Genomic DNA, 13624 nt, shown 5'->3' with positions numbered 1-13624 from the left:
GGCTCAGTCCTGACTGTCCAGAATTTCACGCACCTTGGCGACAAGATCGCCGCGCGGTACTTCGAACTGGCTGGGGCGTTCTTTCCATTCCTCCAGCGTGGCGCTTTCGGCGATCTTGGCACCCAGGATCAGGTCTTTGATCTGCACGATGCCATTGGCTTTCTCGTCACCACCTTCGATCACTGCAATCGGAGAGTTGCGCTTATCTGCGTATTTCAGCTGATTGCCGAAGTTCTTAGGGTTGCCCAGATAAACCTCGGCCCGGATACCGGCGTTGCGCAGCTCGGCCACCATCGCCTGATAGTCGGCCATGCGGTCCCGATCCATGACGGTGACGACCACGGGGCCCGTAGCCTGTGCCGCAATCCGGCCCTTTTCACGCAGAGCGGCCAGCAGACGGTCAACACCGATGGAGATGCCGGTCGCGGGCACTTCCTGCCCGGTGAACCGCTTGACCAGATCATCGTAACGACCACCGCCCGAGACCGATCCGAACTGCCGCTTGCGGCCTTTCTCGTCGAAAATCTCAAAGGTCAGTTCGGCCTCATAGACAGGACCGGTATAATAGCCCAAGCCGCGCACGACCGAGGGGTCGATCTCGATCCGGTCCGCGCCGTACCCACCTGCATCCAGAAGTGCGCCGATCTGTTCCAACTCGGCGATACCGTCCACGCCGATCTTGCTGTCGCCGACTGCAGCGCGCAGGTTGGCCAGCGTGCCAGCAGTATCCGCAGCCTTCGACGTCAGGAAGGCAATCACCGGCTCTGCCTGAGCGTCGCTGAGACCAACGCCATCAATGAACGCGCCGGACGCATCCAGACGACCTTTGGTCAGCAACTCGCGTACACCTGCCTCACCGACCTTGTCGAACTTGTCGATGGTGCGCAGGACGTTGTCGCGGGCGGCGGCGTCTTCGCCAAGGCCCATCGCCTCAAGCACGCCATTCAGAACCTTGCGGTTGTTCACCCGCACCAGATAGTCGCCACGCGGAATGCCGACGGTCTCCAGCGTGTCTGACAGCATGGCGCAAATTTCGGCATCTGCTGCCATCGAGGCCGTGCCAACCGTATCCGCATCGCACTGATAGAACTGACGATACCGCCCCGGCCCCGGCTTTTCGTTGCGCCAGACCGGACCCATCGCATAACGGCGATAAGGCGTTGGCAGATCATTGCGGTGCTGCGCGTAGACACGCGCCAAAGGCGCGGTCAGGTCATAGCGCAGAGCCATCCAATCGCCCTTGTCGTTCTCGTCAACCTCCTGCCACGCAAACACGCCCTCGTTCGGGCGATCCACATCCGGAAGGAACTTACCCAGCGCCTCGACAGTTTCGACCGCGCTGCTCTCTAACGCATCAAACCCGTAACGATGATAGACGTCCGCAATAGTCCGCAGCATCTCGGTGCGCTGCGAGACTTCCTGGCCGAAATAGTCGCGAAACCCTTTGGGCGTAATTGCCTTGGGGCGGGGCTGTTTCTTGGGCTTGGCCATTTGGGGCGTCCTTGGGATTTTCATGTTCCGCGCGCGGTCTATCCCATGGCCCGCATCGGGGCAAGGCGCGCTTTCGCTGGCCACGGCGTCACAGGGTCGCTATGACCTTCGCAAGATACAGGAGTTCCCCATGCAGCATCTGGAAGAACAGATCGCCCATCTGACCCGCACGGTCGAAGACCTGAACGCAATCGTCACCCAGCAACAGGACGAGATCGACCGCCTGACCCGCCGGGTCGAGATGCTGATGCGACGCGAAGGCGAACGGGCGCAAGAAGGGTCCGGCGGGGTTGTGCTTGGCGACGAACGCCCGCCGCACTATTGAACAACATCAGCCTGTCACGTCAGGCTAAGGGTTTTTCGATGTTCCAAACCGGTCATTGACCAGTCCATTTTGCCACGCGCACGGGCTGCAAACCCGTCCAGAGCATCGCCAAGTTGATCATCGAACCAGAGGGCCAGCGCCATACGTGGCAGCATAGCCTTGTTGTGCTGTGATGCGGTAACAAAGGTGACCCCTTTACCATCCGGTTCCAGTGTCACATCGAACTCACCATCCGTCAGACGCCGGTTTTTAATGCTTATGTTGCCTGAAAAGCGATAGCGGTAATGGTTCGGCGCCTCGCATTCCATCACGGTATGACGCTGTTGTTGAAAAGTGGACGGCCCCATCAAGTATGAGATATCGAAACTGTCCGGCTCATCAGGGACCGGCTGGGCGTCATGCAATATCTGCTCCCAATTCGACTCGGGACCGCACTCGGCAAGCGCAAAGGCAGGCCAGACCTCTTCAATCGGTCGCCGGACGCGTACGCGACGCTTGGATTTCCAATCCAGACCAAAACGAAACCCGTCAAGCACCGTGCCGTAAACGATCGAAACAAAAGTTAGCAGAAATGCAAGGGTTATGAGTGCCGTAAAGACGTCAGAAAGGTGGAATTGTTCTGACAAACGCTCTGCGGGTTTAAGCGTAACATTGAGAAAACCCCAGAATGTTATCATTTCAACCATCATTCGCGCACGACGGAAGACCAAAACAAACAGCGCCAATCCAGAAAAAACAATAACACTGACCAATAGAATGGTCAGGCCAAGTGCCAGCCATGTGATAAACTGTCCCGAAGCCGTCACCATATCGACAAACAGTTCGTCAATTTGTCCCCACTCCTGAGCAGCAACAGTCATCATCAAAAAGAAGGTGCCAAACAGCAACCGGCGGCGTTGGCGGTAAATCAGTCGAAACATGCTTTGCACACTTAAGTATCAGTTATTAAAGCAGTTTATCGTTTAGAATGTTGTCCAGAATAAGGCCTGCCAGTGCGCAACCGAGATTACTCGAACCGCACATTAGAAGAATCAAGACATCCCTAGATCAAAACCCCAGCGTCGTTTTCACCGCATTGTCGACCACACCGCCCAAGAGGGCATGCTTATCCGCGGCGCATCCTTCCGACAGCGCAGCTATGAATGCTTCACGCAGTTGCGCCTTTTCCTCCTCAGTGGTCGCATGATCTTCGATATTGATCTGACGATTGTAGAGCGATAGGGCCGTCATCTTTTCAACAACAGCGACAACAAAGGCTTCGTCACCATCCGCCTCTTCAGCAATCGAGGCGCAAGTATAGTGCATCACTGGCAAGGCGTCCTGTACCATCTGTTCAGCAGCGTCATCAGCCGTCGCCACACACGGAGCCAACAGGGCTGCTGCACAGGCGGAAATTTTGAATCTAGTAAACTGCATCGCCATCACTTCCAGTTATGTCCAATAATGGCGCCAGCCACGCCACCAATTGCTGCCCCCTTGCCGTCACCGACAAGTGCCCCGACACCCGCGCCGATCAGCGCGCCTTCGATCGTCTTTTTCTTTTTGTCATCCTTGTCATCGGCCAAACCGGCAGATGCTGAGACCAAGGCCAGCGACACTGCTGTTGCAAAGGTCAGAGTTTTCAATCCTAAGTTAGAAATTGCCATACCGGTGCCCTCCCGTGACACGCCGCAAATGAGGTAATGATCACAGCCTAGCCGCGCGAAAACATTGTGGCAACAAATGGCTGGCTCAGATTTCCTCGACATCGGTGACGCCGTCCAGCGACTTGATCGCGCCCTTGATCTGCGGATTGATCGGGAAGTCCTGCCCCAGATCCATCTCGACATCGCCCGGCAGACCCGGATCCATCAGGCAGACATGGATCGGCCCTTTTGAGGCCCGCTTGGCTGCACCGGCTGCGTCCTCAAGCACCTTCGCGACGGTCGCCAACACGCCCGGTTCGTCAACGAATATCCGCAGCCCGGTCGCGCCAGCCTCGGCCACAACGGTATCCACCGGCCCGACCGAGCGGCCCAGCAGTTTCAGTTGATCGGATTCCATGGTTGCCTCGGCGGTTAGCACCACCTGCGCGCCGGTTTCCAGAAACTCGCGCGATTTCTCCAGCGTTTCCGAGAACAGGGTGACCTCGTAGGCCCCCGTCGGGTCTGAAAGCTGGGCAAAGGCGAACCGGTTGCCGCGTGCGGATTTCCGCTCCTGCCGCCCAGCCACGACGCCGGCCATCTTGGCGATAAACGGACCCGACCGCGCCTTTTCGGTCACTTCATCCAGTGTCAGCACCTGCTTGCGTTTCAGCGCGGGCATATAGTCGTCCAGCGGGTGACCCGAGAGGTAGAATCCGATCGCCTTGAACTCTTCACTCAGACGTTCAGCGGGCAGCCAGTCGGGCGTGGGCGACAGGCGCGGTTCGGGCAGGTCGTCCCCCGCCTCACCAAACAGCGACACCTGGTTCGAGTTCTTCTGATCGTGAATCGCGGCCGAATACTGCACCAGAGGATCAAGGCTTTCGAATACGCGGCGACGGTTCTTGTCGAGTTGATCGAACGCCCCGGCGCGCGCCAGCATTTCCAACGGGCGTTTGCCAACTTTCTTCAGATCGACCCGGCGGGCAAAGTCGAACAGGTTGACGAACGGCTTGTCGCCGCGCCCTTCAACCACAAGGTTCATTGCCTCGACGCCGACGTTTTTCAACGCGCCCAGCGCATAGACCAGTTCTCCATTCACCACGTCGAACGTGGCCAATGAACGGTTCACGCAAGGCGGCACATAGGGCAGTTCCAGCCCCTTGCGGACTTCTTCGAAGTACACTGCCAGCTTGTCGGTCAGGTGGATATCGCAGTTCATGACACCTGCCATGAACTCGACCGGATGGTTCGCCTTCAGCCAGCCGGTCTGATAGCTGACCACCGCATACGCGGCGGCGTGGGATTTGTTGAAGCCGTAATTGGCGAACTTCTCCAACAGGTCGAAGACTTCGCTGGCCTTCTTGGCATCCACGCCATTTTCACCCGCGCCCTTTTCGAATTTCGGGCGCTCGGCGTCCATTGCCTCTTTGATCTTTTTACCCATCGCCCGGCGCAACAGGTCGGCCCCACCCAACGAGTACCCGGCCATCACCTGAGCGATCTGCATCACCTGTTCCTGGTAAACGATGATACCCTGCGTTTCCTCAAGAATATGGTCGATCAGCGGGTGAACCGAGGTGATCTCGCGCTGGCCGTTCTTGACCTCGCAATAAGTTGGGATGTTTTCCATCGGGCCCGGACGGTACAGTGCCACAAGGGCCACGATGTCCTCGATACAGGTGGGCTTCATCCGCTTGAGCGCGTCCATCATGCCCGAGGATTCCACCTGGAACACCGCCACAGTCTTGGCCGCCGAATAAAGCTTGTACGTCGCCTCGTCATCCAGCGGGATGGCGTTGATCTGGTTCTCGGCCCCGTCGGCGGGTTCATAAAGCTCGGTTCCGTCCGCTGCCACATGCAAGGGCCGCCCAGACTTGAAGATGATATCCATCGCGTTCTGGATCACCGTTAGCGTCTTCAGACCCAGAAAGTCGAACTTCACCAACCCGGCCTGTTCGACCCATTTCATATTGAACTGGGTTGCGGGCATGTCGGACCGCGGGTCCTGATACAGAGGCACCAACGCATCCAATGGCCGGTCGCCGATCACCACCCCCGCCGCGTGGGTCGAGGCGTTCCGAAGCAGCCCTTCGACCTGCTGGCCGTAGGTGAGCAGGCGGTCAACAACCTCTTCATTCCGCGCCTCTTCGCGCAGGCGCGGCTCGTCTTTCAGCGCCTTTTCGATAGAGACGGGTTTGACCCCTTCGACCGGGATCATCTTGGACAGGCGGTCCACCTGCCCATAGGGCATTTGCAGCACCCGCCCGATGTCGCGCACGGCGGCCTTCGACAGCAACGCACCAAAGGTGATGATTTGCCCCACCTTGTCGCGCCCGTATTTCTGCTGCACGTAACGGATCACCTCTTCGCGACGATCCATGCAGAAGTCGATATCGAAGTCGGGCATCGAGACCCGTTCCGGGTTCAGGAAGCGTTCGAACAGAAGCGAATAGCGCAGCGGGTCAAGGTCAGTGATCGTCAGGGCATAGGCCACCAGCGAGCCCGCACCCGAACCCCGCCCTGGTCCTACCGGGATATCCTCATCCTTGGCCCATTGGATAAAGTCGGCAACGATCAGAAAGTACCCGGGGAACCCCATGCCTTCGATGATGTCGAGCTCAAAATCCAACCGTTCCTGATACTCTTCCGGCGTCACCGCATGCGGGATCACGGCCAGACGTTTCTGCAGGCCTTCGTTGGCGATGCGGCGCAGTTCGGCGACCTCGTCATCCGCGAATTTCGGCAGGATCGGATCACGCCGATAGGCCATGAAAGCGCAGCGTTTGGCGATCTCGACCGTGTTCTCGATCGCTTCGGGCAGATCGGCGAACAGCGTCGCCATCTCTTGCTGCGACTTGAAATAGTGCTGCGCGGTCAGGCGGCGGCGGCCCTCCTGCTGATCGACATAGGCCCCCTCGGCGATACAGATCAGCGCGTCATGCGCCTCGTACATATCCGTCGTGGGGAAGTATACGTCGTTGGTAGCAACCAGCGGCAGGTTCTTGGCATAGGCCATCTCGACATGGCCGCGTTCGGTCAGACGTTCGGCCTCGGGTTGGCCGTCTTCACCCGGATGGCGCTGAAGTTCGATGTAAAGGCGATCCGGGAACATCGCCGCCAGCCGATCCACCAAAGCCTCGGCCGCCGGGCGCTGACCCTGTTGTAGCAGCATTCCAACCGGCCCATCCGGCCCGCCGGTCAGGCATATCAGGCCATCGGACCGGTCGGCCAACTCCTCCACTGTAACCTGTGGCAGTTGCCCGCCCTTGTCCACATAGAGGCACGAGCTGAGCTTCATCAGGTTCTCATACCCAACCTCGGACTGCGCCAGCAGCACAAGTGGCGCGGGCGCTTTGGGTTTCTCGCCGGGCTGTGCCTGCAGATAGGTCAGATCAACCTGACAGCCCATGATCGGCTGCACCCCGGCCCCGCTGGCGGTGACCGAGAATTCCAAAGCCGAGAACATGCTGTTCGTGTCGGTGACGGCGACGGCGGGCATCTCCAATTTCTCGCAGAGAGCGGGCAGCTTTTTCAGCCGCACGGCGCCTTCCAGCAGGGAATATTCGGTGTGAACGCGGAGGTGAATGAATCGAGGAGTACTGCTCATGCCGCCTACGCTATCCCAGCCAGCGGCCCGGCAAAAGCGGGAACCGACGCTTTGGAATGCCTAAAAAATCGGTGCGGATTATTCGGCTTTTTCAGAAGGTGCTTCGGGATTGACTGGGCGCCGCCAGCAAAAAGTGCTTTCTTTACAAGCGACTGCCTTTTACACAAACGCGACATTCACAAGCTGTGCCAGTCTAATGGTGCATAATATAGGCAGTTTTTCTTGCCAGAGAACCTGCCGTGTTTCTAACATCTGATGGCAAGCTATCTGCCCGCCACTCTTTCTACGTCGCATCGAAGGAGGGCACCCAAGGGCGCAACCGGGTAAGGCGACGGGTTTCTCGAATGAAAATCACGTTTCTTCTGAACGGAGAGACAGTGGAGCTGGCGGATGTCGATCCGACAGCGACCCTGCTGGATTGGCTGCGCGAGGATCGCGGCCTGACTGGCACCAAGGAAGGCTGCAACGAGGGCGATTGCGGGGCTTGCACCGTCATGGTGACGGATGAGGGCGGCGCCAAGGCGCTGAACTCGTGCATCCTGTTCCTGCCGCAATTGCATGGCAAAGCGGTCCGCACGGTCGAAGGGGCCAGCGGCCCGAATGGCGAGGCGCATCCGGTGCAGCAGGCCATGATCGATCTGCATGGGTCACAATGCGGCTTCTGCACGCCCGGTTTTGTCATGTCGATGGTGGCCAGTCACGCAAATGGCGCGACGGATCACGACACCCAGCTTGCCGGCAACCTGTGCCGCTGCACAGGATATGCCCCGATCATCCGCGCAGCTCAGGCTGCTGAGGATCAGCCCGTTCCTGTCTGGGTCAAAGACAAACCGGTCACTGCGCAGGCATCGCCGATGTTGCCCGGCTCGTCGGACGAATTGGCGAAGGTATATGCCAAGAACCCGGATGCCACTCTGGTCGCCGGTGCAACCGATGTGGGTCTTTGGGTCACCAAGCAATTGCGGGATCTGGACCCGGTGATCTTCCTCAACCGCTGCGAAGACCTGAAACAGATCACGATCACTAAGGACGAAGCCCGCTTCGGTGCCATGGTCGATATGAACCGCATGGGCGAGGCGCTGGCAGATCTGCACCCCTCTTACGCCGAAATGATCCGCCGCTATGCCAGTGTTCAGGTCCGCCACGCGGCGACTGTGGGCGGCAACATTGCCAATGGCTCCCCCATCGGAGACAACCCGCCCGCCCTGATCGCATTGGACGCCACCTTGCATCTGCGCAAGGGTGATGTGCGCCGGTCTCTCCCATTGGAGGAGTTCTTCCTCGATTACGGAAAGCAAGACCGCGCGCCGGGCGAATTTGTTGAGGCCGTCAGCTTCCCCCGCCAGGCGGACCGGCTCAAGGCATACAAACTCAGCAAACGGTTCGATCAGGATATCTCAGCCGTGTGCGGGTGTTTCAATATCACAGTAACAGACGGCGTTGTTGCTGATGCGCGTATTGCGTTCGGCGGCATGGCTGGCATTCCAAAGCGCGCTTCTAACGTCGAAGCCGCATTGACCGGCAAGCCCTGGACGCGTGAGACCGTTCAAGCCGCGATCCCAGCTTTCGACAGTGATTTTACTCCGATGACGGACATGCGCGCCTCGGCCACCTATCGTCTGGAAACCGCCAAGGCGATGCTTGAGCGGTACTTCCTCGAGGATCAGGGCGAACTGACCAATGTGCTGGAGGTGTCGGCATGAGCGTAACCAAACCCCTCCCCCATGACGCCGCGCCTCTGCATGTGTCCGGTTCGGCGCGATATGTGGATGACATCCCGACGCCCAAGGGCTCTTTGCATCTGGCCTTCGGTCTGAGCCCGATTGCCAAAGGCAAGATCAACGCGATGGACCTGTCGGCCGTGAAAGCCGCCGATGGGGTCGTGATGGTAATGACGGCCAAGGATTTGCCATTCGCCAACGACGTCTCGCCCTCGATCCATGATGAACCCCTGCTGTCCGATGGCACCGTCCACTATATCGGTCAGCCGGTTTTTATGGTTGTCGCCACCAGCCATCTGGCCGCCCGTAAGGCCGCCCATTTGGGAAAAATCGACTATGCCGAAGAAACGCCCATTCTGACCGTCGAGGAGGCTCTGGCTGCCGACAGCCGGTTCGAGAACGGCCCGCGCATCTATGCCAAGGGTGACGCGGATGCTGCGATTGCGGGCGCAGCCCATGTGATCGAGGGGTCTTTTGAACTTGGCGGGCAAGAGCATTTCTATCTGGAAGGTCAGGCTGCACTGGCCGTGCCGAATGAAGGCGCGGATATGCTGGTGCACAGCTCGACCCAGCACCCGACCGAGATTCAGCACAAGGTGGCGGACGCTTTGGGCGTCCCCATGCACGCAGTCCGTGTTGAAACTCGCCGGATGGGCGGGGGTTTTGGCGGCAAGGAAAGTCAGGGCAACGCTTTGGCCGTTGCCTGTGCAGTGGCCGCGCGTGCGACCGGCAAGGCCTGCAAGATGCGCTATGACCGCGACGATGACATGATCATCACCGGCAAGCGCCACGCATTTCGCATCGCGTACAAGGCCGGATTCGATGAGAACGGCCATATTCAGGGCGTCTCGTTCCATCACTACGCCATCTGCGGTTGGGCGCAGGACCTGTCCCTGCCCGTGGCAGACCGGGCAATGCTGCATTCGGACAACGCCTACCTGCTGCCCAACGCCCGGATCGAGAGCCACCGGTTGAAGACCAACACCCAATCCGCCACCGCCTATCGCGGGTTTGGCGGCCCGCAGGGAATGGTCGGGATCGAGCGGGTGATGGATCACGCAGCCTATGAATTGGGGCTGGACCCGGTCGAACTGCGCCGTCGTAACTACTATGAGCCGGCGCACAAGGTTGCCGAAGTTGAGCCGACAGAGAAACCGCTGGGCCATCCTGACCCGCACGAAGACCTGACCAGCCGTGGTGCAGTTGATATGGGTGACGCCCCGGTGCGCCCTCTGCCCACCGGTGGCAACACCACGCCCTATGGCATGGAGGTCAGCGATTTTGAGCTGCACGGGCTGACCGAAGCGCTGCTGAAATCCAGCAACTATGTTGCGCGCAAGGCCGCGATCCAGAAATGGAACGCCGAGAACAGCGTGATCAAGAAAGGCATCGCCTTCTCTCCGGTCAAGTTCGGGATTTCCTTCACTCTGACCCATCTCAACCAGGCGGGTGCGTTGGTGCATGTGTATCAGGATGGCTCGGTCCACCTGAACCATGGCGGCACGGAAATGGGTCAGGGGCTATTCCAGAAGGTTGCACAGGTCGCCGCGTCGCGCTTTGGCATTCCGCTCGATATGGTGAAGATCACCGCCACCGATACCGCCAAAGTGCCGAACACCTCGGCCACGGCGGCATCCTCGGGCAGTGACCTCAACGGCATGGCCGTGAAAGCTGCCTGCGACACGATCCGCGACCGGATCGCCGATTATCTGGCCGAGAGGCATCAGGCCGATCCATCGACAGTCACCTTCTCGGACGGTCACGTTTCGGTCGGCGAAGAACGCTATACCTTCGCCGAAGCCGCCGCACTGGCCTATCAGGGGCGCATCAGTCTGTCAGCAACCGGCTTCTATAAAACGCCAAAAATCGAATGGGACCGGATCGCCGGACGTGGCCGCCCATTCTTCTACTTCGCCTATGGTGCTTCGATCACCGAGGTCGCCGTGGACACTCTGACCGGCGAAAACCGCATCCTGCGCACCGACATCCTGCATGACGCGGGCGCGTCGCTGAACCCGGCGCTGGATATCGGACAGGTCGAAGGCGGGTACGTGCAAGGCGCAGGCTGGCTGACGACCGAGGAACTGGTCTGGGACGGCAAGGGCAACCTGCGCACGCACGCGCCCTCAACCTACAAGATTCCGGCCTGTTCGGACCGGCCCGACATCTTCAACGTCGCACTGTGGGATGGCGAAAACCGCGAGGACACGATCTATCGCTCAAAAGCGGTGGGCGAGCCGCCCTTCATGCTGGGTATCTCGGCTTGGCTGGCGCTGTCCAACGCGGTGGCCGCCTGTGGCGACGGCTATCCGGCAATGGATGCACCCACCACAGCCGAGGAAATCTGGCACGGCGTCCAAAGGGTAAAAGGAGGAACCTGATGGGATTTGATCGAGAGGCTTTGAGGGAGGCGGTCAAAACCCACGGGAAAGTCACCCGGGTGGTCATTGCTGCGATCAAGGGGTCATCCCCGCGCGAGGTCGGTGCTGCTATGCTGGTTTGGCCAGAAAAAAACGGCTTCGGGCAAAGCGGCACAATCGGTGGTGGCACGCTGGAGTATCAAGCGGCTGAGGCCGCGCGAACGCAGACGGTACAAGGCCGTCTGACCCATCACGCGCTTGGCCCCGACATGGGCCAATGCTGCGGCGGCGCGGTATCACTGCTCAGCGAGGTCTATGACCAAGTGGCTATGAACGCACTAGACGATACCGTGATCGTGCGGTCCCCGTCCGGCGGCGACATGCCCCTGTCGGTCAAACGCCTGCTGGCGGCCGCACGCGGACAGGGCGTCGCGCCTGAACCGCAACTGGTCGACGGTTGGATGGTGGAACCGGTGCACAAACCGACCCGCAATCTGTGGATCTGGGGCGCAGGCCATGTAGGCCGCGCGCTGATGGATGTCTTGTCGCCGCTGCCCGATCTGGCAATCACCTGGGTCGATACTGGCCCCGAGCGGTTTCCGGATACGATTCCAGCTGGCGTGACACCGGTTCCGGCCGCAAAACCAGCCGAACTGGTGCGTCATGCACCGCGCGATGCCGAGCATCTTGTGCTTACTTATTCACACACTCTGGATTTAGAGCTGTGCAACCGGCTGCTTTCGCACGATTTCCGCTTTGCTGGCCTGATCGGCTCGGCTACGAAATGGGCGCGATTCCGGTCGCGGCTGGCGGCCCTCGGGCATTCGCCCGAACGGATCAGCCGGATCACCTGCCCGATTGGAGACCCCGGCCTGGGCAAACACCCGCAGATGATCGCCGTTGGCGTCGCCGCGCAGCTTTTGCGCCCGGCCTGGCAGAACGAGTTGAAGAAGGACCTGAGCGCGTGACCACTCCACTTTTAAGCTTGCAAGGGCTGACCAAAGCCTATCCCGGCGTCGTGGCCAATGATCAGGTGTCCTTTGACATCGGTGAAGGCGAAGTTCACTCCCTGCTGGGTGAAAACGGCGCGGGCAAATCCACGTTGGTGAAAATGATTTATGGGCTGGTGAAACCTGACAGCGGCACGATGCTGCTGCGCGGCCAGCCCTTTGCACCGCCCGAACCCCGCGCCGCTCGCGCTGACGGGATCGCGATGGTGTTCCAACACTTCTCTCTGTTCGACGCGCTGAACGTGGCCGAAAATATCGCGCTAGGGATGGAGAACCCGCCGCCGATGGGCGATCTGGCCTCGCGCATCCGCGAAGTGTCCGAGACCTACGGCCTGCCGCTGGACCCCTTCCGCACCGTCGGCGACCTGTCCGCAGGTGAGCGTCAACGGGTCGAGATCATCCGCTGTCTGCTACAGGACCCAAAGCTTTTGATCATGGATGAACCGACCTCGGTACTGACCCCGCAAGAGGTTGATATCCTTTTCGAAACGCTGAACAAATTGCGCTCCGAGGGCACCTCGATCCTGTATATCTCGCACAAGCTGGAGGAAATCCGGACCCTGTGCGATCACGCCACGATCCTGCGTCTGGGCAAGAACGTGGGTGAATGTGTGCCGTCCGAGACTTCGGCCCGCGACATGGCCGAGATGATGGTCGGCTCGACCCTGCAGACACCCGAGCGTTCGGGTCGCGAGTTCGGTGAGGTCGCGCTGGATGTCAGCGGGTTATCGGTACCATCGCCGTCGGAGTTCGGCACGGCATTGCGCAATGTTCACATGAGGGTCCGCAAGGGTGAGGTTCTGGGCATCGGTGGCGTCGCCGGGAACGGGCAAGACGAGTTGCTGGGTGTGCTGTCGGGCGAAATCCTGACAACCGCTGATGCGATCAAGTTCAACGGTCAGAAGATCGGCAAGCTTGGCCCCACTGCGCGACGCAAGCTGGGTGTATTAACCGCGCCCGAAGAACGGCTGGGTCATGCGGCGGCGCCGGACATGAGCCTGACCGAGAACGCCCTGCTGACCGGTTCGGTTCGCGAGGGGCTGGAAAGCAACGGGTTCCTCAAATGGACCGAAACCAAGAGCTTTGCCGAAAAGATTATCAGCGCCTTCGATGTGCGCACACCGGGGCCCGAGAATGCGGCGCGGTCTCTTTCGGGCGGCAATCTGCAGAAATTCGTGATCGGTCGCGAGGTGTTGCAGAACCCGGACGTTCTGGTGGTGAACCAGCCAACCTGGGGCGTGGATGCGGCCGCGGCGGCGTCGATCCGGCAGGCCATTCTGGATCTGGCGGCCAAGGGAACAGCGGTCATCTGCATCTCGCAGGATCTGGACGAACTGATGGAAATCTCGGACAGCTTCGCGGCTCTGAACGAAGGCCGCCTGAGCGCCCCGCGCCCGACCACGGGCCTGACGGTTGACGAGATCGGCCTGATGATGGGTGGCGCGCACGGCATGGAGGTGGCCCATGTCTAACACAATACAAGAA

Annotated in this window: 10 protein-coding genes; 5 read left to right on the top strand and 5 right to left on the bottom strand. The window is 59.9% G+C overall.

Features of this window, described 5'->3' with window-relative positions:
• Positions 1–3 precede the first annotated feature (3 nt).
• A complete protein-coding gene (gene hisS / locus GOX88_RS21605; RefSeq protein WP_170406930.1) occupies positions 4–1491 on the bottom strand; it encodes a histidine--tRNA ligase in 1488 nt (495 codons plus the stop codon).
• A 130-nt stretch (positions 1492–1621) separates the two neighbouring features.
• On the opposite strand from hisS, the gene GOX88_RS21600 reads away from it, so the two are divergent.
• On the top strand, positions 1622–1816 hold the full coding sequence (locus tag GOX88_RS21600; protein ID WP_170407015.1) for a SlyX family protein: 195 nt from the start codon (positions 1622–1624) through the stop codon (positions 1814–1816).
• Positions 1817–1830: 14 nt separating this feature from the next.
• Here GOX88_RS21600 and GOX88_RS21595 read toward each other — a convergent pair whose 3' ends face one another.
• The 4 genes from GOX88_RS21595 to dnaE all read right to left on the bottom strand — a co-directional run bounded on the left by GOX88_RS21595 (position 1831) and on the right by dnaE (position 7048).
• A complete protein-coding gene (locus tag GOX88_RS21595) occupies positions 1831–2736 on the bottom strand; it encodes a hypothetical protein (RefSeq protein ID WP_170406927.1) in 906 nt (301 codons plus the stop codon).
• A 127-nt stretch (positions 2737–2863) separates the two neighbouring features.
• Positions 2864–3232, bottom strand: a complete 369-nt coding sequence (locus GOX88_RS21590) for a hypothetical protein (protein WP_170407013.1) — start codon at positions 3230–3232, stop codon at positions 2864–2866.
• A gap of 5 nt (positions 3233–3237) precedes the next feature.
• The gene (locus GOX88_RS21585; protein ID WP_170406925.1) at positions 3238–3462 is read right to left on the bottom strand and encodes a YMGG-like glycine zipper-containing protein; all 225 of its coding nucleotides are present in this window, start codon (positions 3460–3462) and stop codon (positions 3238–3240) included.
• Between the two features lie 85 nt (positions 3463–3547).
• Entirely contained in the window at positions 3548–7048 is a 3501-nt protein-coding gene (gene dnaE / locus GOX88_RS21580; RefSeq protein WP_170406921.1) for a DNA polymerase III subunit alpha, read from the bottom strand.
• Positions 7049–7392: 344 nt separating this feature from the next.
• Here dnaE and xdhA point away from each other — a divergent pair, with 344 nt between their 5' ends.
• The 4 genes from xdhA to GOX88_RS21560 are packed head-to-tail and all read left to right on the top strand — an operon-like array spanning position 7393 to position 13611.
• The gene (gene xdhA / locus GOX88_RS21575) at positions 7393–8751 is read left to right on the top strand and encodes a xanthine dehydrogenase small subunit (RefSeq protein ID WP_170406918.1); all 1359 of its coding nucleotides are present in this window, start codon (positions 7393–7395) and stop codon (positions 8749–8751) included.
• The gene (gene xdhB, locus GOX88_RS21570) at positions 8748–11150 is read left to right on the top strand and encodes a xanthine dehydrogenase molybdopterin binding subunit (RefSeq protein WP_170406916.1); all 2403 of its coding nucleotides are present in this window, start codon (positions 8748–8750) and stop codon (positions 11148–11150) included. The genes xdhA and xdhB overlap by 4 nt, the downstream gene beginning before the upstream one ends.
• A complete protein-coding gene (gene xdhC, locus GOX88_RS21565; protein WP_170406913.1) occupies positions 11150–12097 on the top strand; it encodes a xanthine dehydrogenase accessory protein XdhC in 948 nt (315 codons plus the stop codon). Before xdhB ends, xdhC begins: the two co-directional genes overlap by 1 nt.
• Positions 12094–13611 carry an ABC transporter ATP-binding protein gene (locus GOX88_RS21560; RefSeq protein WP_170406907.1) on the top strand — a complete coding sequence of 506 codons (1518 nt, stop codon included), beginning with the start codon at positions 12094–12096 and terminating at the stop codon, positions 13609–13611. The genes xdhC and GOX88_RS21560 overlap by 4 nt, the downstream gene beginning before the upstream one ends.
• Positions 13612–13624 lie beyond the last annotated feature (13 nt).

It is taken from the genome of Ruegeria arenilitoris (genome assembly GCF_013030985.1).
Classification (GTDB): Bacteria; Pseudomonadota; Alphaproteobacteria; order Rhodobacterales; family Rhodobacteraceae; genus Ruegeria; species Ruegeria arenilitoris_B.
Note: the sequence above shows the minus strand (reverse complement) of the source record. Positions and strands in the feature narration are given on the sequence as shown.